We start from the raw sequence: 22,678 nt of genomic DNA on the forward strand, positions 1-22,678 counted from the left end.
CATCATTAAGTGAGATTTAATTCTCATGAGAAAAAGGCTGCTGTCCATATCCATTTCCGTTGCTGTTATCTTCGTTATTGGAGCTTTAATTTATTCCAATTGGGGCAAGCTTAGCAACGTCAAAAATCTAGTTAACGAGGTTAGCTATAAACTCCACTTCCCTATCGTAGCAATTATAGACGGAAATCCTCTAAACACTCATAAAAGTAATATTTTATATCGTTCCGACGTCGACGTTTATTTCACCAAAGAATGGCAGTATTTAAGTACCCAAGGTGGTGAGAGCGTCGATCAGAAATATTCGAGTTACGAAGACGTGGTTAACACGTTAGTTAAGGAAAGAATTATTCATAATGAGCTAGTAACGGAAAAATTGGTGCCTAGCGAGGCCGATGTCGAAATTTATATAACCCGTAATTCTAATTTTAACAAAGCTGACGCTCTTGCGGCTATTCAGAATTATGGCTGGAATTGGCAGGATTATTTATTTAGACAACGCGCAGAGTTGGAGGAAAAAATATTAAGAAATCAGCGAGACAACTTCGCGAATGTTAGCTATCTTCAGATTTGGCATGAGGTTCCCACTAATGACTACACATTATACGCCGAAAAACTGGCTTCGGAATCAGCGACTAAGTTAAAGTCCGGACTTTCTTTTGGGGCGGTTTTCGCTTCAATATCGGCGGAAGCTCAAAACTCGGATTTTAATAAAACTAAGCCTTTTTCCATTAGTATAGCCAGTATTTCCGGCCAACTACTTTCTAGCGCTAATAATAATATGACTCCCTATATGAGTGACTTTCTTAGCACCATTGGGAAAAATCCAAAAAATAAAGTCGGGAAGTTTATTTATAGTCCATACACGGACTTAATAACTATATACTTGGTTAATCAGGCTAATCTGGCTGGTTCAGAAGGCTTTGACTCTTGGTTGGAAAGATTAAATAAGCAGTCTTTGGTACTGGGTTTTAGAAATTCGGTAACTTCCGCGTTTGCAAATTCCGGCTTTTTTAACCCAACCTTTCACATAGTAGATCCCTCAGGGGGGGCTATTAGTGGTAGTTATTTAAATATGGACGCGATCAGTGATAATTTTTCTGAACAAAGTCAGGGTCACGCATGCCCTAAATATGACCCGACTTATGATGTGTCCTGTAATATTGGTTCTGGGAGCAGCTGCACTATTTCAGGTGGTGTTGACTGTACTAATGGGTATTGGACTCCTGGCGTTTGTATTGTTGATAAAGACTCCGGTTGTTCGCCAAATTGTTCAACCGGTTCCAATTTTGTTTCTTTTAAGTTTGGTTTATACGCTAGTAATAGTTACTTTAAGGTTACGGCTACTGGCATTGAATACGATTTTCAAAATATTATCAATGGCGACCAGTGCCAATACACCTATGGGCATTGGATTTGTGATTCTGCTAATGGTAGTAGTGCGGATATTTACCTTGTTTATAAAGCTCGGACTGTGTCGCCACCACCAAGTGGCACAACTTACTGCTCAACGGACACGAATACTCCTACTTGCAGCACTGGTAATTCCGGAGCTCAATGTACCAATCCTGCCGATTGTTACAGCTGCAATGGTACCTCTTGCGATAATGGCAGGCCTTCAAATAAGAATTCTTGTACCTCTACCCCCAATAGTTGCTTGGCTGCCTGTGTTCCCGGTTCAAATCCAACGGCTACTTATACTTCTACAACCGCCCATATTAATTGGACTCCCGGATCCGGAGGAGCGGTTTGGTATGCCATTTACGCCAAGCCGGCTAGTAGCGGTTCTTGCCCGTCAGCTGGTGGTAACTGGTCTAATAGTTGTATCTTCGATTCGGTAACTGGCGATAGTAGTAATCCTGTAAACGGTACTACGGCATGTGTTTTGGGTGTTACTGTAAATGGGTATACTCTTACGGAAACGACTCATCAAGATCTTACCGGTTTAACAGCTAATACAAAATACTGTGTTAAATTAAAGACAATAGGGAATAGCTGTACTCCAGATTACGTCATAAATTTCACTACGCCGGCTACACCGCCTACGTGTACCGTAGATAGTACTGCAGCGTGGGTTACGCCGCTAAACGGAACGATTGCTGCGGTGACTGTTCCGGTTTCTTACACCGAATCCGCTTCAGTTACTTGGTCGCCCTCAGTAATAATCGGCAACGCCCCTGTTTCTTACTGGAAATTAGACGAAGCTAGCGGTCAATCAGCTACAGATTCGATTGGGCCTAACACTGCGACGGGAGTAAGTACCACGATTGTTTCTGGAATTTCCGGTAAAGCTCGAAGCTTTAATGGTACTAGCGCTTATATTAAAGCTCCTATTGGTACTCATTTTGGATATAACAATCCCTTAACTGTTCAGGCTTGGGTAAATATAACCGCCACCACTAACGGACCGGTTTTTGGTATTACTGATTCTCCTCCCGGGGGCGGCTGGAACGTGCCTTTTATTAGTGTGAACAGCACAAATATTTATGGCTGGATTTGGGGTGTTAATAATAATATGCCAATTAGCGCGGTTACTTCTACAGGTTGGCACTTACTAACAATGACTTACACGCCCACCGGCGGCGGTCGGGAAATTTTGTACATCGATGGCAGGGCGGCAGCTAGTGGGACTGGTTCCTATACCGCTAACAATTCCACGGTTTATTGGACAAACTATATTTCCGGGTCTAAACCAGACGGAGTAAATTCTTATTTCAATGGGGTTATTGATGAGGTCAAGATTTACAATTACACTCGAACCCCAGCTGAGGTTTTAACCGAAGTTTTAGCTTCTACCACAATTGGTACTTGTCCGGTTGGGAAAACTTGTGGTCTAACAATTTCTTCTTTTTGGCCGGCGGTTTATGGGCCTACTACTTTGTCGATGGCTACTTCTCCTGTTTCCGCTCCTATTTGTACTCCTAAACCAATCTGCGTGGTTCAAAAGCCCGGCTCACCAACGTCACCTGTTACTTCGATAATTACAGATACTTCGGCCACTATTACCTGGATTGCTCCTGCTGTAGGATCTAAAAGCTGTACTTTTGATAGTACTGCTTGCAACCGTTGCTCATACGATTACAATATTGCTTACGGACTGACTTCTGATCCTACTACTGCGTTAGATTACAACAGTTGGCAAGTTTCCGGCCCTATAGGGGTTGAGCCTACACTTAGCTACACTATTAATGGTCTCTCTTGCAATACTACTTACCATTATCGCATAAAGCGTGGTTCCGGCTACCCTAATGTTGAAAGTGATTGGACTGGCGATGCCACTTTTACTACCGCTGCTTGCAGTGTAACTTGTACCGGCCCTACCCCCAGCACTACCGATTGGGTCACGCCCGCTAATGGTCTAGTGAATGTTAAAACAGCGGCGGTTAGCTATAGCACTGGTGCTATAACCACTTTTTCTCCCAGCATTACTCCGGCCTTAGCGACTGTTGGCACTTGCCCAAGCAGTTTCACCGGTAACACCCCTGTCGCCTATTGGAAAATGGATGAAGCAGGTGGATCGACCGTTTACAATAGTTCAGGGAGTAGCTATACAGGAACTGCTACTGGTACCACGGTGACGACCGGAGTGAATGGCAATGCTCGGAGCCTAAATGGCGGCACCGATATAATCACCGTTCCAGTTAGTGACGCTAATTTAGATTTAGGGAGCAACACTAACTCGCTTACAGTCGAGGCTTGGATTAATCCCACCAATTTATTAGTTACCAATAATGTTTATGTGGTACACACGGGTTGGTATATTTTGGGAATGAAAACCGATGGGGTTGGAGATGTGAGATTTTATGACAATAATACCGGTAGTGGAGCGTACACTACTACAGCCCTAACAACTGGATCGTGGCATCACGTTGTTGGAGTTAAGAATGGCACGAGCTTTGCCATCTATTTTGACGGTGTACTACAACCGATTGTTTTACAGGGTACCTGGAGCAGTTCTGGTAATTTGAATCAGACGATCTATATTGGTGGGAGTAGTGCGGCGCATATGATTGGGGGTATTGACGAGGTTAAAATCTACAATTACGCTCGCAACCAAGCCCAGATTTTAGAGGATATGGGTAGCTGTAATCTAACCGTTTCCGCGGCAGATAGCGTTAATTACGGCCCGGCGACTCTGTCAATGACAACCAATCCGTTCTCTAGTCCTCTCTGTACTAACAAACCGATTTGCGTGGTTCAAAAGCCGGCGACTCCAACTTCACTCACGGCCACTAGTATTACTTCTAATAGTGAGACTTTGGGTTGGTCGTCTTTCAGCACCGGAGCTATACCCAGCGCTTACTGGAAATTAGATGAAGCCCTCGCTTCCGCCCCGGTCATCGATTCTTCAGGTTCCGGCAATACCGGTAAGGCGACTGGCACAACCGTTGTTTCGGGAGTATCTGGAAATGCTCGCAGTTTTAACGGCAGTAGTGATTACATTGATTTAGGCTCTAATTTTGCCGGTATAACTAATAAATTTACGATTTCTTTTTGGGTGAATCCCGCAACTTCCCAAGTAACATACGCCGATATTTTCGGTAATCACGGCGGAACTACTCCGGTGGGCATGGTCTTTCAACAGAATGACACTACCACTAATCAATATTCGTTTGCTTACGGGAATGGTTATAATTATGTTGGTTCTAATGTTGTTAACCTAGCGGCTAATACTTGGCAGCATGTGGCAATTACTAAAGACTCAACTAACTGCATTATCTACATAAATGGCGTGGCTGGTACTCCGGCTCCTTGTACTTCTTTAGTTTCACCGCAGACCACCTATCCCGCGAATCTTCGACTCGGCACCGGTTTTGTTGGTGGTCTTAGACCGTTTAACGGTAAAATTGATGACTTTAAAATTTATTATTACGTTCGCACTCCGGCTCAGATCCTTGATGACAAGAATTTAGTGGTGACTGCTCCTACGGGTTGTACTTGGGATGCTAATACTTGCTCTGCTTGCCAATATAATTATTACGCTGAGTGGGGTTTGTCGTCCGGAAATTATACGGCGGGAAATAGTGGCTGGTTGAATAATCCTCCGGCCGCTTGGAATAATGAAATCACGTCCACTAGTATTTCCGGACTGACTTGCAACACTCCTTATTATTGGCGAGTGCGTCGTGGCACCGGTTACAACAACGCCGGGAATGGCGTCGAAAGTCTTTCCACCGAGTCTACTTTTACGACCAGCGCCTGCCCCTACCCTACTGGTCAGATTTATTTTAATGGTTCCACCGATGACACAAAGAGAATGCACGTGGTTAATCCGCCGTCATCCGGAAGCCTAAATGTCGGTTTTACCGGTAATGTAGAGTCTACGGCTGTTAATAACGCTAATATTGACTTTGCCTTGAATCCAACCTCAACCAGTTGGACTAATTTATCAACGGCTTCTTGTGGTGGTGGGGTATCTATTTGCCCAATAACTAGCGTTTCTCCAACCGGTGGTTTTAATATTCCATATAACTTTACAAATTATGGTAATTATTTGTTTAGGATTAGCGGTGGCAGTCCCACTCAAACATGTGTTGGCGATCCGTGGTGTAGTTCATTTTACGCTATGACTTCCGGCACTACTTACAGTAGTCTAGGGGCTTACGCTTGCCCTGCCTATTATGACTGCGGTTCTATGTATAATACTTTTATTACCGATCAAGATTACCTAACTTTAGTGGTTTGTAAAGATAAAGAAGCGGGTCTGGGCGGTCCAGTTACGAGTTTAAGTACATCAGCTGGGTCGGTCGCACATGACGGGATAGTTGACACTATAATTACCAGTGATAAAAGCAGTATCAAATTAAACTCCACGATTCCCTGGCCAAGTAGTTATTTAGCCTGTATGGATGGAACTGTTAAATTGCAAGTTTCAACGACGAACACCTTCTCAAGTATCGCTTTCTCATCTGACTATGTTTATAAGCAGGATGTTGACAGTAACTACCATCTTTATAACAAAGTATCAGATAATATTGTTGGAGATACATCAAGTTATTCATTTCCCCTCACGGACTTTGCGGTTCCAACTGACATTATTAGTGGTCAAATATATTATTGGAGAGCAATTCGCTACATGAATACTAATGATGCGGATGCTAGTACCGGATCAGCTTCCGACATCAGAGCTTTTGTGATTCCTCCAATGTCTACCATTACATTAACTGTTAAAGATTGGGATACTAGATCTACTTGTACCGGTGGTACTCCCAATATATTGCAAGATGGGTCTACTGTGTCTGTTATAGATACACCTGCAGGTGGATTATTGCCGAGCTTTTCAGTAACCCAAATTATTTATAATGGGGCTCCAAACTACACTTATACTTTTTTGATTCCTACCGGTGATAGTTACCATGTGCGTGTTGCGAAGACAGGATACAGTAGCTGTGATGGTAACTACACCGCAGCCGGTTCGGCTAATATAAATTTAAATATTTCTCAGTCGATTCCTGGTTGGATTCAGGCGGTTGATGGTGATGTTTATATTAAGGGACTAACTTCATCAAATCCATTTCCTAATTTTAATAATTATCTAATGACTGGAACGTTACCAAATATCCCTGGAATTTTAGGTTCTAGGTTGACAGCAACTCCAAGTTTTTTGCCAGGTTACATTTCAACTGGGAGTCCGAAGTATGTAGGTGAGGTAAGTATTTCTTGCGATCAACTGAACACTGTAATTTCCAAATGTTCTGGTGGTTGTGCTGTTGGATCTTATACAGTTACCAGTAATCCTAGTTACACAACCGTTGGTTCAGTTAAAACAGCTAACAGTAGTACTACTGTTGTGCTCTCCTCATTTTCTGATTTGCAACAATACACTTATGTTATTCCATCAGGTTCATTCTTGGTATGCGGCGACATTAACGTTACAAATTATTCTAATACAACAAAGTCGACAACGCCTGGAATAACAGCCAAACTTGATCCTGGTATTTTTGTGGTGCCGTCGAAGACTTTAAGCTCTTCCGGAGTGGGAACATCTCATGTGTCATGGAAAGAAATTAGTCAATAAAGTATACTTAAAATAATTATGGATATCATGGGACTGGACCTCGGAACGACTCAAATAAAGTATGTTTCGATCCGCAAACAAACTAAAATACTGCTTGGCTTTGGGAGTGCGCCTTCGCCTAAAGTGTCACTAGACTCCGAAAACCCGGAGGATATCGAGTCCTACTCCAATTATTTAAAAGAATTCTTCAACTCCCAAAGCGACGTCCCTCCTCTCGTCACTGTAGGCCTCCCCGAGTATAAAGTCTTTAATCGTATTATTAGTGTTCCCAAAATGAGTGAGAAAGAGCTCAAGACGGCTATTCCCTTGGAAGCCGAGCAGTATTTACCAATTCCCATTAAAGACGTCGTTTACGATTACCGAGTGGTTGAAGAAACCGATTCCGGCAAAAAGCAAAATGTTATTTTAATCGCCGCCCCAAAAGTACTCATCAAAAAGTACGCCACTATTATTTCTAAAGCCGGTTTTACGCTGGTGGGACTAGAGCCGGAAACGGCCGCAATTTCCCGTTGTACGATTGATTTAACTTCCAGCCCCATGGCCACTCTAATTGTAAATATTGGCGCGTCATCGACCGACATGGCTTTAGTTTATGGTGGCGTCGTCCGCTTCACACGGAGTATTGGGACTGGCGGCAATGCGCTTTCGCGAGCTATTTCTCAAGAACTAGGCTTTGAATCTTCTCAAGCGGAAGAATACAAAAAAGCCTACGGTTTAGACGAATCGCAACTGGAAGGTAAAGTAATGAAGGCCATGCGACCGGTTTTTGAAACTATTGTGGACGAAATCAGACGGGCTCTCGCCTATTACCAAACGCACCAAACCCAAAGCCCGATTCTTAAGCGCTTGGTCCTTTGTGGCGGTACCGCCTCTCTGCCCGGTGTCCTGGTTTATTTAGCTTCCGCCCTTAATTTAGAGGCGCAACTCGCCAACCCCTGGGTTCAAATAAAAAATAACGGCAAATTTTCGGATAAAGAGCTGGAAGCAATTGGCCCCACTTTCGCAGTCGCTGCAGGCCTGGCCTTAAAGGAGTTTTAATGATTGATATAAATTTATTACCACCGGAAATAAGGGTTTTAGAAAAGAAGGCCCGCTTTTCTAAAATTATCCTCTTTATTGGCGGGGTGGCTTTGCTAGCGTCCGTTATATTTATAATAGGTGTTACTGTTAATTATATTATAGTAAAAAATAACTTATCCCAAAATCAACTTAAACTAACCACAACCACTCAAGAAATCGCCACTTACAAAGCTTTAGAAGCATCCGCCATAGATGTCACTGCCAAGTACAAAGAGTTGCAAGCGGCCTTTAAAGTTCGGGAATTATACTCACAGTTTTTTGCGGCCTTAAACGGCATGGTGCCACAGGATGTAAAAGTTTCGGAAATTAATTTTTTAGCGACTAATAAAGTTAGTTTAAGCGGCGAATCACAAGGCTATTTGTCGCTAGCCGGCTTTGTAAAAACTTTAGAAGATCCTAAAACCAGTAAAATTTTTGTAAACCCGGTGCTTAATAGTGTAGTTTTAAACAGCCAAACCGGTAAAGTTCAATTTGTAATGGAATTAGGGCTAAAAGAAGGGAGTTTGTTGGCCAAATGATTAGTTCAAAGCGTTTTCAACAAGATTTTAAATTATACCTGCCTGGAATAATCCTGGCGGCGATATCATTAATTTTGATTGCTATCAGTTCTATCTTATTAACTAAAAGTATTAATAATTCGGAATTAGTTAAATCAACAAATACAGGGTTAAGTACTTTAAGTAGCCGTCTCACAACTTTAAAAGTTTATGCTAGTAATCAAAACGAACTGCGGGCCGATAATTTGTTGTTTGATTCCGTTTTAACCTCTGATCCTTCAGTGCCTGTAGTCGTTACCCAGGTTCAGCAGTTGGCAATTGATAGTAGCGTTTCTTTATCGGCTTTGCAGTTCTCGCCGGGCGCTCCGACCGGTTCCGGTGCCGCCTCGTCCAACAACGTAATTGGGATGCAGTTATCGGTGAGTGGTAGTTATAATAATGTGTCGGCTTTTTTGCGAAATGTGGAAAATTGCGGCCGCTTAATTAATGTAAAATCTTTACGACTTTCAACTTCAAACGTCGGGTTGACCGCCGGTCAAACCGATATTACTCAGGCGGTAACGGCAACATTAACTCTTGAAAGTCCGTATTATGTAAAAAGCAGTAAAGCCGAAACGGCCACGGTGGACCTTAAAAATCCGGAGTTCATAAAGATGGTGACGTTACTGAGGACTTTTAAAATTTATGCGCCGCGAGTGGATAATAGTGGGATTGGAAAATCAAACCCGTTTCAGTAACCGCCATTTCTTAATAGCACTGTGGTTGCCAGACAATAAAATTTCAGGAACCTTTTGACCGTTGTAGTCTTCCGGCCTCGTATACTGAGGATATTCTAAATTATCGCCATCAGAAAATGATTCTTGCATTGTCGCTTCAGGTTTAGTCAAAACCTTGGGAATAAGCCTAACGACGGAGTCAACAATAGTCATAGCGGGAATTTCGCCACCGGTTAAAATATATTTACCAATCGAAATTTGGGCATCGACTAAACTTCTAATTCGTTCATCAAACCCTTCATAATGGCCACAGATTAATATCAAATGTTCTTTGAGGGATAGTTTTTGCGCCGTCGCTTCGTCATAAATCTGACCTTGAGGCGTCATTAAAACAACGTACGATTCCGGCCGGCGTAATTCTTGCAAAGCCTTGGCGATCGGCTCCACTCGCAGAACCATACCGACTCCGCCACCATAAGGTGAACCGTCAACGGTGCCTCGTTTATCAATGGCCCAGTCGCGCAGTTGCCGAAAATTTATAGTGATTAAATCCTGGTCGCGAGCTCGTTTAATGATAGAGGTATCAAAAGGTCCGGCGAACATTTCTGGAAAAAGCGTTATAACGTCAATAATCATTCTGTTGAAGTTTCGGTCGTTGGTTCTGAGGCGACTAATTCGTTGGCGAGTCTAATATCGACCCTTTTTCCTTCTTTTATGGCAATGACTTTAATAATATTGCGCAGGCTTTTAATAGTGCGGCCACCCTTGCCAATCACCAGGCCGGCTTCCGAGGGCTCAACTTTTAAATTTAATACCAATTGCTCCGGTGTGGCATCTTCGGTAATAGATACCGCTTCGGTGTTTTTAACTATTTTCTTGACTAAGAATTCAAGTAGTTCTTTCATGATTTTTTCTTGCTCTTTGGCGCGTATTTAACAAACGCCGTATCACCGGCCATAAGTTTACTCACAGCGGTCGACATTACAGCTCCCACACCCTTCCAGTAAGCAATCCGATCATTATTTAATTCCAATTTAGCTGGATTATGGGAAGGATCAAAATGACCCAGAGTTTCCAAAACCTCGCCATTGCGCTTAGTTCGGGTTTTAGTAGCCACCACGCGGTAGCTAGGGGCGTTCTTCTTTCCAAATTTTGCCAATCGAATACTTACAGACATAAGAGTGTGGCCATTCTAGCTGATGTTATCAAGGTTGGCAAGGGCATTTTCAGCGGCCGCTTGTTCAGCCCGTTGTTTGCTACTACCCTCCCCCTCACCGGCCTTAGTATTTCCTAAAAAGACGCCAACCGCGAACTTCTTGTCATGATCAGGGCCGCTTTCATCTAAAACTTTGTATTGCGGAGTAAGGCCCTTCTTTTCTTGAGCCTCTTCTTGGAAGCGACTTTTAAAGTCACGGTAAGATTCGTTTTTAACGATCTCGTCCAGTTTATAAAACAGGTTCTTTAGAAGATACCGACGGCAAAAATCGATATCAAAACTATCCATGTAGATCGCTCCTAAAACGGCTTCAAAAGTGTTGGCCAGTAGATACTCTTTAGTCCGGCCGCCGGAGGCTTCTTCGCCGTGGCTTAGCAGTAAAAAGTTGCCATACCCCAGCTTGGCGGATTCCGCGGCAAGCGACACCGTACAGACCGCCGCGGCGCGGTAACTGGTAAGCATCCCTTCCGGCTCCCGGGGATAATTATTAAATAAAAATTCAGAAGTTAAAAACTGCAAAATAGAGTCGCCTAAAAATTCGAGCCGCTCATTGCTGGGATTTTGGTAATTACTGTGTTCGTTAAGGTACGAGCGATGAGTAAAGGCTGTCGCTACTAATTCTTTATTTTTAAATTCCAAACCAATAATTGTTTCGGCTTTTGAAAAATCCATAATTATTCTTCGACTTTTTCTGATACTAATCTGGTCAAATCGCCAACAGTTTTAATTCTTAAGCCATCCTCCTTAGAAAAAGTGATGTTAAAATCATCTTCAAGTTTATCTAAAATTTCTACAATTTCTAAACTGTGAATGTTTAAGTCAGCCTCAAAGTCCGCTGAAGCTGTTAATTGGGCCTCTTCGACGCCGGTTTTTTCGATCACGACTAATTTTATTTTATCTACGATGTTTGTCATTTTGATACGAGTGTTCCCAAAACTCCATTTACAAATTTACCGCTAGTTTCGCCGCCGAACTCTTTGGCCAAATCAATTGCTTCGTTAATGGCGACTTTGGGAGGCACGGTGTCGTCAAAATATAGCTCAAAAACAGAAATTCGCAAAGCGGCTAAATCTACTTTGGCAATTTTGCTGGTAGGCCATTCCGGGGCGGCGGTGGTAATTAATTTATCTATTTCCGCTAAATTATCGATTACCCCTTTAACTATTTTTATCGCCAGTTCATGGTCAAACTCGGTAGCTTCCACCGACTCCGCGATTTCTTTAATTGTTGTTTCCGGCTCGTGAGAAATAAAAGACCACGAAAAAAGAGAGGCGAGGGCAATTTGTCTTCCAGTGTGCCGTAAATCAGCCATTATGTAATTTCATTATTTGCCGCAAGCGCTACAGATGTAGTGCGGTCTTTTATCTTGACCACAATTAGCACACTTTACCGTGCCGGCGGCCGTTAATTTTAAATTTATTTTTCGGCGGGCGGCGCGGCCTCTCGAAAATCGTCTTTTAGGTAATGGTGTCATATTTTTTTAGAACTATAACCTTGGTAATACCGTAACATCTTTCAAATTCAACGGCAAGGTCGTCATATTTTTCCGAGATTACTCGGTCACGACCGCATAAATATACCACAAAACCGTTATCTTGCAACAGCGGGCTTAAAAGCTTAATTAGATGGGTAGTTGGCGTTACGTATGGCGGGTCTAAGAAAATCAAATCAAATTTTTGATCGGCATCGTGTTTTACAAAATGGGGGACGTCATCCCTAGTTACTGTCGCTGCCTCCAGCAAATTTAGACGGTTTAACGTCATGCTAATAGCATCAACGGCCTTTTCATCCTGATCTATAAAGTAACAGGACCGTGCCCCGCGACTAAGGGCTTCCAGGCCCAAGGCGCCTGTTCCCGCGAAGAGGTCAAGTACAGCAGCATCGTTAACCTTATCGTCAATTATGGAGAAAATGGCGTTGCGAACCACTTCTTTGGTGGGCTCTAGGGTTACTGTTGTGGGCACTGTGATTAGTTGACCCTTGTAGTTTCCAGAAATCGTTTTCAACTCTGTTATCAATTTTGACGTCGCTGTATATTTATTAAGATCAGCCAAAATCCGTTGTGCCCAATCACGCGCATTAATTAGCAGCTCTACATCACTGGGATCAGCCAGTTTAAAGCCTAAATCGCCACTTTGCAAGGTGCCGTAGAGTTCGCCGCCGCCCCGCATTGCCAAATCGATTTTAGCAAGCTCAAGTCCGTTGTGATGGATCTCTAATGCTTTAAGGCGACGAGTGTCAGAATCGCCATCGCTGGTAAAGAGCAAACAATAAGCCTGTTGACCGCCTCTACCGACCCTGCCACGCAGCTGATGCAGGCTGGCTAGCCCAAAACGCTCGGCGCCTTCAATCACTATTATAGAGGCTTCCGGGATGTCGACGCCAACTTCCACGACCGGTGTACTCACTAAAACGTCAACGCGATGCTCTCTGAAGTCCGCAATGACCTTGTCCTTATCGGTTGACGACATGCGGCCGTGCAGCAGACCAACTTTAAGAGGTTTAAGGGATTTTTTAAGCAGCTCGAATTCTTTAGTGGCGGCTTTGACGGTCTTTAGCGACTCTGCCAACGACTCGTCTATAAATGGAAAAATAATGAAAGTCGGCTGATTTTCTTTTTTAAGCCAGGCATAGGCGCCGTCCCGTTTACTTTTAGGGACGACCCAAGTCGTCACTGGCTTCCGACCAACTGGCATTTCGGTGATTGCCGACAGGTCCAAATCTCCCATCACAGTCAGCTGTAAAGATCGGGGAATCGGAGTGGCGGTCATTGTTAATAAATGTGGCACTCCCCCATTTTCGGCTTTTGAGCGATTTAAAAGTTCTGTTCTTTGTTCGACACCAAAACGATGTTGCTCATCGATAATGGCTAGAGCAATATTGTCAAAATTCTGACGATAAAGAAGCGCGTGGGTACCAATAATAATTGTCGGTTTATTATTGTTTGTACTCGATTCGGATTTTCTTGACCCGGTCATAATTTTAATTTCGATGCTCAAGGGGTCAAAAAGCTTTTTAAATGTTTCGTAGTGTTGATTGGCTAAAATCTCGGTCGGAGCCATGTAGAGCACCGATGCGCCATTTAAGACCGTCAAATAGGCGCTAATTGCAGCCACGATAGTTTTACCACTGCCAACGTCGCCCTCTAGCAACCGGTTCATCGGTTCATTTTTCACTAGGTCAGAGTTAATCTCGTCAACGGCTTGTTGTTGTGACTTGGTTAGTTTAAATGGCAACGCGTCAACAAATCTATTGATTTTCGCTTTATCACTCGCGTCATATTTAAGTTGACGAGCTAGTTTATTAACTTTCCAAGTTTCACGTCGAATCAAGCCTTCTAAAGCCACTAAAAAGACTTCGTCAAAAGCCAGTCGTTTTTTAGCTGCTTCTTGCGATGTCAAATTATCTGGGAAGTGAATTTGTTTTAGGGCGACGTCAATTGCTATTAATTCTTCGGTTTGACGGAGTTCAAGCGGCAGAAATTCGGTCACAAATTCGCTTAGTAGCAGGTCAAACGTAGCGTGGATGCGAGAACGGAGCCATTTTGAGCTGACGCCTTGGGTTTCAGGGTAAATGGGAACAAGGCGGCCGGTGTGAATTGGGATTCCGTCAGACTTTAAAATCTCAAAGTCCGGTCCAATAAAGGCCGGTTTGCCACTAAAAGCCTCTAATTTTCCGGAAAAACTAATTCTATCGCCGGCCTTAAAACTGCGGGCCAAATATGGTTGGTTAAACCAGTACAGCTTGATCTTACCCGTCTCATCTGAAACGACGCCTTCCGCGAAATTCTTGCCGTTTCTAGTGAAAATGTTCTTGATACTGATTACATCGCCAATTACCGTCACCGGTTCGCTGGCGATGAGGTTGCTAATTTTACGAATAATTGAAAAGTCCTCGTAACGAAAGGGGAAATGATATAAAAGGTCGTGAACGGTGTGGATTTCTAAAACTGACAGTAGGGCTTTATTACGCGGTCCTATCAGAGGTACCTTGTCGATACTATCGTTTAAAGTCAGCACCCCTAAATTTTACACTAATCGGGTACCGTCCGGTACATGACTAAACTATTGCTAAATATTTCATTCACCTTTATAAATTACTTAATTTAGTTTTCTAATAAAAAAGGAGGAGAAATGATTATAAATACAAAGTGTTTAGAGGTGCAAACAGGATATCCTCATGTTCTAGTTGCAGAGGATCCGCCGACTTTAAAGCTGCGTTATCCACGTCAGGAGGAGGTTACTTTAAAGGCTCGTTGTCCTACTACTTTAACCATTGCCGATTGGTTTGCAACGCCCAATAAACGGACTGAACGGGAGGTATCATTCACTTTCAGAGTTGGAAATCAGAACCAATTACGGTGATCTTTAGGACTCGTAGCGGTCTTGATGTCTCAGTTGTTTTAGAAATAATTCGTGTTTGCTGAAACCATGAACAAGTTCAAGTAACGCCCCAGTGTTTTAATAATATTGGGGCGTTTTTATCGAATAAACGCGGGAAGAATTGAGCCCAAGACTAAAGCCACCGTGGCGGCGGCAACGATTATTTTTAGTAATTTTTGGTGTCTTCTTAGTGCTCCCATAATCTCATTTGTCATTCCGGGCTTGACCCGGAATCCAGTAACTGGATTCTGAATCAAGTTCAGAATGACGTGTTGGCTGTTACCTTGTTATCTGAAAACTTTTTACAGTTTCGTACAACTTCTTAGCCTCCGCATTATTCTCAAAATGTTCTCGAACCGGCTTTATCAAAATATCTAAATCGCGGGCCACGGCGGCTTTTAGGTCCATTGGATGTAATGCTCCAGATTCATAATCATTAGTGACCTCGTCAAACGTTTGGTATTCTTTATCACCGCCATGTTCCGCCGTTCGTTCTATCTTAAAGCTGGGGAGACTTAGCATAATAATATATTTGACGTACTCCAATACAGGGTTGCCAGCGACGATAAGTGGCGGGCAAAAAGCGGTTTTAATTTTAGCGGCAATTTCGGAAGCGCTGTCGTGCATGTAGATGGCGCTGGTAGGATCGCTCTTGCTCATTTTTGACTTGACCATTACTTCTTCAGGGTTATCGCCCTCTTTAGTGCCTTTAAGCCCTAGTAACATGTGATGGTGGATGGCCACTGGCACTTTCCAGTGTAGTTTATGGGCCACTTCGCGAGCAATCACATTGGCGCGGCGTTGATCCATGCCCATTTCTACCATATCAAGGTCCAGTTCGAAAATATCGCTGACCTGCATAGCGGGGTACAAAAATTGGGCAAAAATAAGTTTGTCTTTTTCGTTGCGACCGGCAATGGTTAAGGTTTTTGTGACGCGGTCGAGTGTCAACTCTTTAGAAACTCTGAGCAGCCTTTCAATGTAGGTCTTTCGGGTCAGCAGATCACTGGCCCAGACCACCTCGACTTTATTAGTGTTGATTCCGGCGGCTTTCCAGACCTCTATAAAATATTTACCGGCGGTTTTAATTTTTTCTAAATCGCCACCCAGTTTGTTGTTAATCATGCCGTGAAAGTCGGCCAGGAATAAAATGACGTGCACACCGGTCTCCAATAATTTCTTAACATACAGGGCCCGCAGGAGTCCAAAATGAATGGGGGCGATGCCGCTCGGTTCAAAGCCATCGTAGCAAACCGGATGTTCTTTAGTTTGGAAAAGCTTTAGTAATTCCTCTTCGGTAATGATTTCCTCGGCGATGGCTTTAAGATGTTCAACTTTTTCCTGTGGGGTCATAGCTATAATATTAACATTAAGTTTGGTCCGCAGGGCAGGAGTCGAACCTGCGAAAGGTTGATTTACAGTCAACTGCTCAACCGTAGAGCCTCCTGCGGAAATCAACCTGCATTTTAGCTTAATAAAGCTTCCGTCACAACAGATAAATTCTTTACCCTCCGTAGCTTTAGCGAAGGAGGGTTGGTATAATAAATTCGTGACTAGATCCCGAGCTTTCAAAATTAACCTCCCCCACTTTCATAAACCGCGGAATTTATTGCAAGTGGTAGTGTGGCTTACTACTGCGATATTTTCCGTACTGGCTGCCGGTTTTGTGGCTTCATTCCTTGTGGTAACCATAGTATCTAAAGATTTACCGTCTCCCAATAAATTAATTACTCGCCAAGTAGATCAATCGACTAAAATTATGGATCGCAACGGCAAGCTGCTGTACGAAGTTTACGGCAACACTAATCGTACCTTAGTTACTTTAGATAAAATATCTCCGTACTTAATTCAAGCTACCTTAGCTACCGAAGACGCCCAATTCTATGAGCATGGCGGCTTTTCTCCTAAGGGCTTTGTGCGTGGTATTTATTTGTGCGTTACCCGTCAAGGCTGCGCCGGGGGCTCAACTTTAACTCAACAACTAGTCCGTAACTCTTTAATCTCCAATGAGCGCACGATTTTTAGGAAAATTCGGGAATTTATATTGGCGATGCAAATCGAGAAAGTTTATTCCAAAGACGAAATTTTACAAATGTATTTTAACGAAGCTCCGTACGGTGGCCAAGCAGTGGGAGTGGAAGCCGCTTCCGAAATGTACTTTGGCAAAAAGGCTTCCGATTTAACTTTAGCCGAGGGGGCCATGATGGCGGGCCTGCCGCAAGCACCTTCGTATTACTCGCCTTTCGGGGTGCACCCTGAATACACTAAAGGTCGGCAAACTTACGTCCTTCATTTAATGCGAGATGTGGGTTGGGTAGATAAATCCGGCCAGAACCACAAGATTGCAGCCGAAATTATTGAAGCCGCTAAAAACGAAACGCTAGTTTACAACGATACCGGCGGAAAAATAGAAGCGGCCCATTTTGTGATGTATGTTAAAAAGCTACTTACTGATCGCTTTGGGGAGCAAATGGTGGCTAGCGGCGGCCTGCAGGTTACAACGACGTTAGATTTAGATAAACAGAATATTTTGCAAAAGACTATTACCGATCAAGTGACTCTTGATGAAAAACAGTACGGTTATAGTAACGGAGCCGGAGTTTTGGAAGATCCTAAGACTGGGGAAATTTTAGCGATGGTGGGCAGCCGTAATTATTTCGACAAAAATTACGACGGTAAATATAACGTCACGATTGCCTCCCGTCAGCCAGGATCCGCTATTAAACCAATTAATTACGCTACTGCTTTAAAACAGGGCTACACTGCCGCCACTGTTCTCTACGACGTTCAAACCCAGTTTACCGGAGCATCGGCTTCTGAGCCATATATTCCGGTTAACTACGATGGTAAGTTTCGGGGCCCCATTCAGCTGCGGTATGCTCTCGCTAACTCTTTAAATATTCCGGCCGTTAAAGTTCTTAAGTTAGTGGGACTGGAAAACATGATTAAGACGGCTTCGGATATGGGTATCGACACTTTTTCCGATCCTTCCCGCTACGGTTTGTCACTAACTTTAGGTGGTGGCGAAACTAATCTTTTGGAGCTAACAGGGGCCTATGCCACTTTCGCCAATACCGGTACTTTTAATACTCCGGTTTTTATTCTTAAAGTAACTGATTCTAAAGGGTCTTCTTTATACAACACTCCCACTTCGTCCGGTCGTAAGGTCTTAGATAGCGGCATTGCCTATATAATTTCCGACATTTTAGCGGATAACGACGCTCGTTCCATGGAGTTTGGCACCGGGTCCACTTTGCATATTCCGGGGTATACTGTTTCCGTAAAAACTGGAACTACTAATGATCTAAAAGACAATTGGACGGTTGGTTACACGCCTGATTTGACTTTAGGTATATGGGTTGGCAATAACGATAATACTCAAATGAAAAACGTGGCCTCGGGAATTAGCGGCGCCTCTTACATTTGGAACAAGGCAATTAAAGAGTATTTAAAAGATAAAAAAGACGTTCCATTCGTAAAACCGGATAATGTTGTTCAGGTTAAGATCGATGCGCAGACCGGCGGCGCCGCTACCGGCGACTTTCCATCACGTCTTGAGTATTTCCTAAAAGGCACGGAACCGACATCCGAAAGTCAAATGAGGCGTCGTTTAACTATTTGTAAAGTCGACGGTAAGATTGCCTCACAGTCTTGTATTGACGCCAAAAAGACCGAGGAGAAAACCTTCCTCTTTCTAATTGCCGAGTTGCCGGAGTGGCAGGACGCGGTGGATAAATGGATTAACGATAATCATAAGGACGATGAAATGTATCATCCGCCGCATGATATTTCGACGGCCTACTTTGATAGTAGTGGTGAAGCTGCTAAAAATGGTGGTCCGCTAGTGGCGATCACGGCGCCGGCTCTAAATACAAAGGTCAAATCCGGGGATTCGGTGACCATTCAAGCTGACGTTAGTAGCCCGTACGCTGTTACCAAAGTCACCTTTTCGTATGACGGATCCGTCGTTGGTGCCCCTGTAACTTCCATTCCCTACAAAAAGAATATTCAAATCGCTTCGACCGAAACGTCGGGTCAGCATCAAATCAAGGTTACGGCCGAGGATAGTGCTGGGAATGACGGCAGTGCGACTCTGAGTATCCAGGTGGTCTAAACTGATATGTCATTCCGGCCCCGGAGCCGGAATCTAGTAACTCCGACCGGTACGCTACGTAATGTGACATAGTTTACTGGATTCCGGGTCAAGCCCGGAATGACAGTGTTTATATTGTCTTCCTAACTTCTAACTTAAATTTCTCCTCTAGCATCTTGATAATGTTTTCTCTGATTGGTGTTACTTCTAACGTAGATAACTGCTTATCTTTGTCCGAATATGACACGGTTAAGGCGACAGATTTCTTATCGGATTCGTGGTAAACATCAAACACTTCAACGTCACTAACCAATTTTGACAATCCCTTAATTGTCTTAATGATTTCACCAACCGCTGTTTTCTCATCAACATAAAAAGAAATATCTTCGGTAATTGGGGTTGTCACAGCAGCGTCTTTGATCTCCGGTCTTAAGCTTGCGTGTTTTTTAAAATAAGGGTCCAGCTTTATTTTCCAAGTAATAACTGGTCCTTTAATACCGAAGTTCTTTAGGACTTTTTCGTTAATAACATTAATCTCTGCGTCTTTTTCAGCCTTCAAATATTCTATTTCCCCTTTAATTTTACGATAAGTTTCCTCTAAATGATTATTGTCGACGTTGTAAACAGCGCCGACCGCAACTAACGTCTCGGTCGTTGGCGCGTCCAGTTCATTTTTTAACTCTTCGTGTTTTGGATGAATCTCTTTACCAATTTCAAAGATTTTAAAAGAGTTGTAGTTATGTGAATTAAGCGCAACTTTGCTTAAAAGTCCGGGAATTAAATCGTTACGAATGAATTTAAGATCATCCGAAAGCGGGTTAACAATCTCCAGGCATTCGACTACGCTCCGCCCCGCTTTATTATATAGATCACTACCTATAAATGAGTAGCTATAAACCTCGTCGTAACCTAAAAGACGCAGGTTATCACGCAGAAGCCGATCTTCTGATTGGGACGAGGTTAGTGACACCGGACGCAGGTCTTTTTGCGGGAGCGTCGGTTTAATATTTTCGTAGCCGTAAATACGAGCGATTTCTTCAATCAGGTCTTCCGCAATAACAACGTCTTGACGGGATGTTGGTACGGTTATTTGTAAAGCGTCTTTGTTACTACCGACCCCAAATCCTAGGGTAGTTAAAATCCGAAGTATTTCTTGCACCGTCAGTTTTGCCCCCAAACAATTATTTATAAAATCTACGGTGGTTATAATCGTTATAGGTTCTGTCGGAAGTGGGTAATACTCAGCGACTTCAGTAACATTCGCATCAGCCTCTGACATAAGTAAAGTGACTGCGAGTGACAAGGCTTTGGCGGTTAGATTTGGATCCAAGCCTTTTTCAAAGCGTAATGAGGCTTCGGAACGCAGCCCTAATGACATAGAGCTTTTTCTAATTGCAAAATTATTAAAATTAGCGGCTTCTAGAATCAACGTCGTTGTAGTGTCAGATATTTCTGACGAAGCACCGCCCATAATACCAGCGACAGCGACCGGTTGGTCTGACGCTGTAATCACGAGGTTATCATTACTAAGTAGCCGTTCTTTATCATCAAGCGTTGCCATTTTTTCGGACTCTTTCGCGCGGCGCACTCCTAAGTTCCAAAGGCCTTTGTTATCTTTTGGACAACATTATTGATCGGTCTGATTCCGGAATTTATAAGACGCCTGGTAACATATTCCGGTGAGGGGGCGACTTTGACGTTGCTAAGATGACAAGCTAAGTAACGGGGGCAATCAACCTGGTTCTGAATAGTTAACGCAATTTTATGATCGGAGCTGGTTCCTTTGACCGCGTTATAATCCGGTTCGATAAATTTTTCGGTGGTAATAGCCGCTACTTCCCGTGCAATGCCAGCGACACTAAAACAATCGCCGCGATGCGTTAAGGCCTTGTTTTCGATTTCAAAAATGACGTCATCAAGGCTTAGTGCTTCTGATAATGGAGTCCCGGGTTTTATTTTGTCATTTAAAATATAAATTCCAGAGTGGTCGTCACCAAGTTTGAGTTCACGCACGGAAGCGAGCATGCCCTGCGACTTTTCGCCACGGATAACGGCGGTTTTAAGGACATCGTCAGTATCAGGTACAGTCGCGCCGACGGGAATTAGAGGGACTATTTGGTCGACTGCAAGGTTCTGAGCACCGCAGACAATGTCAAGAATCTCATGACCGGTGTTTACTTTGACTAGCCAGAGATGATCAGAATTGGGATGTTTTTTTAGTTCTTCGATTTTAACGGCGATGATGCCGTCATAAAGCTTCTTTTGATCAACAAAGCCTTCGACTTCAGTAAGTTTAGCCGAAATTAAATCAGACAACTCCTCGGGAGTTTTGTTTATTTTTACAAAATCTTTTAGCCAATTTAGAGAAATCCTCATAATCAATTTGTCATTCCGGGCTTGACCCGGAATCCAGTCAATCCGGTTAAATCATCGAATCTGTTACTAGATTCCGGCTCCGGGGCCGGAATGACATGTTTTTTTCAGAACTGCCCCAAAAACCTTAAATCGCCCTTAAAGAAATCTCTAATATCCGATATCCCGTACTTTAACATGACGAGGCGATCCAAGCCTATCGCCCAGGCAAAGCCCTTGTAAACCTTTGGATCCAGCCCAGCCATTTGGAGAACATTAGGATGAATCATGCCGGCCGGAATAAGCTCCAGCCATTTTTTGGTGCCATCTTTTCTTGTATGTTCTATCAGCATTTCCAGACCCGGCTCAACAAAAGGAAAAAAGGTTGGCTGAATTTTATAGGGAATTTTATAGCCGTAATAAGTATATACAAAAGTTTCAAGGACCCCTATCAATTCCGCTAAAGAAGCGTTTTTGCTTACGTAAACTCCTTCGATTTGGTTAAAAGTGTGTTCGTGCACTGCGTCTGTGGCTTCATAACGAAAACAGCGGCCTGGAATAATAGCGGCGAAAGGTGGTTTATGAGTTGCAAGAACTCGGTGCTGCATGGTTGAGGTGTGAGCAATCGGAAGTAAGTGTTCCTTAGTCCAAAACGTATCCCAAGTATCCCGGGCCGGATGCCCCACCGGGAAATTTAAAGCCTCAAAATGGTTATAATCATTATCAACTTCAACGCTATCGATAACCTGGAAGCCCATGTTCATGAAAATATCCTCCGCTAGCTTTCTCATTTGAGTAATGGGATGTAGGTGACCAGTCGTAGGCTTAATACTGGGCATCGAGGTATCAAGATCCAAGGATTTATCGTCAGACGTAGTCGTTGAGTCAATAAAAAACGCTTCCAGAGACTTTTTTAATTCATTTAATTTTAAACCGAGTTGCTTTTTTTCGGAGGGATTAGCAGTTTTTAACTGATCTTTGAGTTTTAGAAATTCCTCTTTGGAATTAGGCATTAACTTTGTTTACAATGGCTTCAAAAGCCTTAGGATAATTTACGGCTAAATCGGCTAATACTTTACGATCTAACTCTATTTTAGCTTTACCTAAAAGTGTAATAAATTTACTGTAATTTAAGCCTAACGGACGCACGGCCGCATTAATACGCATAATCCACAAAACTCTAAAGTCACGCTTCTTTAATTTTCTTCCGGCAAAAGCATATTCTCCAGCGTGAAGCACTGCGTCGCTAGCTCTTTTATAAAGCCGATTATTAGTGCCCTGAAAGCCTTTAGCTTTATCAAGTATTTTTTTGTGCCGATGACGAGTA

General features: G+C 43.2%; 19 protein-coding genes and 1 tRNA gene. 6 read left to right on the plus strand and 14 right to left on the minus strand.

The genetic code is table 11. The annotated features are described in order from the left end of the window. Positions 1-25 precede the first annotated feature (25 nt). Genes NT141_00510 through pilO form a run of 4 tightly spaced genes read left to right on the plus strand, consistent with a single transcriptional unit; the run spans position 26 to position 9,329 of the window. Entirely contained in the window at positions 26-7,015 is a 6,990-nt protein-coding gene (locus tag NT141_00510) for a hypothetical protein (GenBank protein MCX6783544.1), read from the plus strand. Between the two features lie 18 nt (positions 7,016-7,033). Then, complete coding sequence (gene pilM, locus NT141_00515; GenBank protein MCX6783545.1) at positions 7,034-8,053, plus strand: type IV pilus assembly protein PilM; 1,020 nt, start codon at positions 7,034-7,036, stop codon at positions 8,051-8,053. Further along, on the plus strand, positions 8,053-8,613 hold the full coding sequence (locus NT141_00520; protein ID MCX6783546.1) for a PilN domain-containing protein: 561 nt from the start codon (positions 8,053-8,055) through the stop codon (positions 8,611-8,613). The genes pilM and NT141_00520 overlap by 1 nt, the downstream gene beginning before the upstream one ends. Continuing rightward, positions 8,610-9,329 carry a type 4a pilus biogenesis protein PilO gene (pilO, locus tag NT141_00525; protein ID MCX6783547.1) on the plus strand — a complete coding sequence of 240 codons (720 nt, stop codon included), beginning with the start codon at positions 8,610-8,612 and terminating at the stop codon, positions 9,327-9,329. The genes NT141_00520 and pilO overlap by 4 nt, the downstream gene beginning before the upstream one ends. Here pilO and trmD read toward each other — a convergent pair. The 8 genes from trmD to recG are packed head-to-tail and all read right to left on the minus strand — an operon-like array spanning position 9,312 to position 14,543. Continuing rightward, a complete protein-coding gene (gene trmD, locus NT141_00530; GenBank protein ID MCX6783548.1) occupies positions 9,312-9,944 on the minus strand; it encodes a tRNA (guanosine(37)-N1)-methyltransferase TrmD in 633 nt (210 codons plus the stop codon). The genes pilO and trmD overlap by 18 nt on opposite strands. After that, the gene (locus NT141_00535; protein MCX6783549.1) at positions 9,941-10,213 is read right to left on the minus strand and encodes a KH domain-containing protein; all 273 of its coding nucleotides are present in this window, start codon (positions 10,211-10,213) and stop codon (positions 9,941-9,943) included. Before NT141_00535 ends, trmD begins: the two co-directional genes overlap by 4 nt. Then, the gene (gene rpsP, locus NT141_00540) at positions 10,210-10,485 is read right to left on the minus strand and encodes a 30S ribosomal protein S16 (GenBank protein MCX6783550.1); all 276 of its coding nucleotides are present in this window, start codon (positions 10,483-10,485) and stop codon (positions 10,210-10,212) included. The genes NT141_00535 and rpsP overlap by 4 nt, the downstream gene beginning before the upstream one ends. A gap of 15 nt (positions 10,486-10,500) precedes the next feature. Beyond that, on the minus strand, positions 10,501-11,196 hold the full coding sequence (gene rnc / locus NT141_00545; GenBank protein ID MCX6783551.1) for a ribonuclease III: 696 nt from the start codon (positions 11,194-11,196) through the stop codon (positions 10,501-10,503). Positions 11,197-11,198: 2 nt separating this feature from the next. After that, the gene (locus NT141_00550; protein MCX6783552.1) at positions 11,199-11,438 is read right to left on the minus strand and encodes an acyl carrier protein; all 240 of its coding nucleotides are present in this window, start codon (positions 11,436-11,438) and stop codon (positions 11,199-11,201) included. Next, positions 11,435-11,836 (minus strand): transcription antitermination factor NusB, encoded by a 402-nt coding sequence (nusB, locus tag NT141_00555; GenBank protein MCX6783553.1) that lies wholly within the window; start codon positions 11,834-11,836, stop codon positions 11,435-11,437. Before nusB ends, NT141_00550 begins: the two co-directional genes overlap by 4 nt. A gap of 12 nt (positions 11,837-11,848) precedes the next feature. Then, positions 11,849-11,998, minus strand: a complete 150-nt coding sequence (gene rpmF / locus NT141_00560; protein ID MCX6783554.1) for a 50S ribosomal protein L32 — start codon at positions 11,996-11,998, stop codon at positions 11,849-11,851. Further along, the gene (gene recG, locus NT141_00565) at positions 11,982-14,543 is read right to left on the minus strand and encodes an ATP-dependent DNA helicase RecG (GenBank protein ID MCX6783555.1); all 2,562 of its coding nucleotides are present in this window, start codon (positions 14,541-14,543) and stop codon (positions 11,982-11,984) included. The genes rpmF and recG overlap by 17 nt, the downstream gene beginning before the upstream one ends. Before the next feature lie 114 nt (positions 14,544-14,657). Between recG and NT141_00570 the strand changes: the two genes are divergently transcribed. Next, complete coding sequence (locus NT141_00570) at positions 14,658-14,888, plus strand: hypothetical protein (GenBank protein ID MCX6783556.1); 231 nt, start codon at positions 14,658-14,660, stop codon at positions 14,886-14,888. A gap of 297 nt (positions 14,889-15,185) precedes the next feature. Here the strand turns inward: NT141_00570 and NT141_00575 are convergent, their stop codons facing one another. Then, on the minus strand, positions 15,186-16,259 hold the full coding sequence (locus NT141_00575; GenBank protein ID MCX6783557.1) for a tyrosine--tRNA ligase: 1,074 nt from the start codon (positions 16,257-16,259) through the stop codon (positions 15,186-15,188). 23 nt (positions 16,260-16,282) lie between these two features. After that, a tRNA-Tyr gene (locus NT141_00580) sits at positions 16,283-16,357 on the minus strand. Between the two features lie 98 nt (positions 16,358-16,455). Between NT141_00580 and NT141_00585 the strand changes: the two genes are divergently transcribed. Continuing rightward, on the plus strand, positions 16,456-19,020 hold the full coding sequence (locus tag NT141_00585; protein ID MCX6783558.1) for a PBP1A family penicillin-binding protein: 2,565 nt from the start codon (positions 16,456-16,458) through the stop codon (positions 19,018-19,020). A gap of 109 nt (positions 19,021-19,129) precedes the next feature. Here NT141_00585 and NT141_00590 read toward each other — a convergent pair whose 3' ends face one another. The 4 genes from NT141_00590 to rplT all read right to left on the minus strand — a co-directional run. Further along, a complete protein-coding gene (locus NT141_00590) occupies positions 19,130-20,587 on the minus strand; it encodes a phenylalanine--tRNA ligase subunit beta (protein ID MCX6783559.1) in 1,458 nt (485 codons plus the stop codon). 2 nt (positions 20,588-20,589) lie between these two features. Beyond that, entirely contained in the window at positions 20,590-21,375 is a 786-nt protein-coding gene (locus NT141_00595) for a phenylalanine--tRNA ligase beta subunit-related protein (protein ID MCX6783560.1), read from the minus strand. 104 nt (positions 21,376-21,479) lie between these two features. Further along, entirely contained in the window at positions 21,480-22,364 is an 885-nt protein-coding gene (locus tag NT141_00600) for a phenylalanine--tRNA ligase subunit alpha (protein ID MCX6783561.1), read from the minus strand. Next, the coding region (rplT, locus tag NT141_00605; protein ID MCX6783562.1) for a 50S ribosomal protein L20 at positions 22,357-22,678 on the minus strand (322 nt) is incomplete at its 5' end. The genes NT141_00600 and rplT, both read right to left, overlap by 8 nt.

It is taken from the genome of candidate division WWE3 bacterium (genome assembly GCA_026396615.1).
Lineage (GTDB): Bacteria > Patescibacteriota > WWE3 > JAPLWK01 > JAPLWK01 > JAPLWK01.

Bases quoted from the DNA above. Each gene is read 5' to 3' on its own strand.
- NT141_00510 (MCX6783544.1), top strand. From the start codon at position 26: ATGAGAAAAAGGCTGCTGTCCATATCCATTTCCGTTGCTGTTATCTTC.
- pilM (MCX6783545.1), top strand. From the start codon at position 7,034: ATGGATATCATGGGACTGGACCTCGGAACGACTCAAATAAAGTATGTT.
- NT141_00520 (MCX6783546.1), top strand. From the start codon at position 8,053: ATGATTGATATAAATTTATTACCACCGGAAATAAGGGTTTTAGAAAAG.
- pilO (MCX6783547.1), top strand. From the start codon at position 8,610: ATGATTAGTTCAAAGCGTTTTCAACAAGATTTTAAATTATACCTGCCT.
- trmD (MCX6783548.1), bottom strand. From the start codon at position 9,944: ATGATTATTGACGTTATAACGCTTTTTCCAGAAATGTTCGCCGGACCT.
- NT141_00535 (MCX6783549.1), bottom strand. From the start codon at position 10,213: ATGAAAGAACTACTTGAATTCTTAGTCAAGAAAATAGTTAAAAACACC.
- rpsP (MCX6783550.1), bottom strand. From the start codon at position 10,485: ATGTCTGTAAGTATTCGATTGGCAAAATTTGGAAAGAAGAACGCCCCT.
- rnc (MCX6783551.1), bottom strand. From the start codon at position 11,196: ATGGATTTTTCAAAAGCCGAAACAATTATTGGTTTGGAATTTAAAAAT.
- NT141_00550 (MCX6783552.1), bottom strand. From the start codon at position 11,438: ATGACAAACATCGTAGATAAAATAAAATTAGTCGTGATCGAAAAAACC.
- nusB (MCX6783553.1), bottom strand. From the start codon at position 11,836: ATGGCTGATTTACGGCACACTGGAAGACAAATTGCCCTCGCCTCTCTT.
- rpmF (MCX6783554.1), bottom strand. From the start codon at position 11,998: ATGACACCATTACCTAAAAGACGATTTTCGAGAGGCCGCGCCGCCCGC.
- NT141_00570 (MCX6783556.1), top strand. From the start codon at position 14,658: ATGATTATAAATACAAAGTGTTTAGAGGTGCAAACAGGATATCCTCAT.
- NT141_00575 (MCX6783557.1), bottom strand. From the start codon at position 16,259: ATGACCCCACAGGAAAAAGTTGAACATCTTAAAGCCATCGCCGAGGAA.
- NT141_00595 (MCX6783560.1), bottom strand. From the start codon at position 21,375: ATGAGGATTTCTCTAAATTGGCTAAAAGATTTTGTAAAAATAAACAAA.
- NT141_00600 (MCX6783561.1), bottom strand. From the start codon at position 22,364: ATGCCTAATTCCAAAGAGGAATTTCTAAAACTCAAAGATCAGTTAAAA.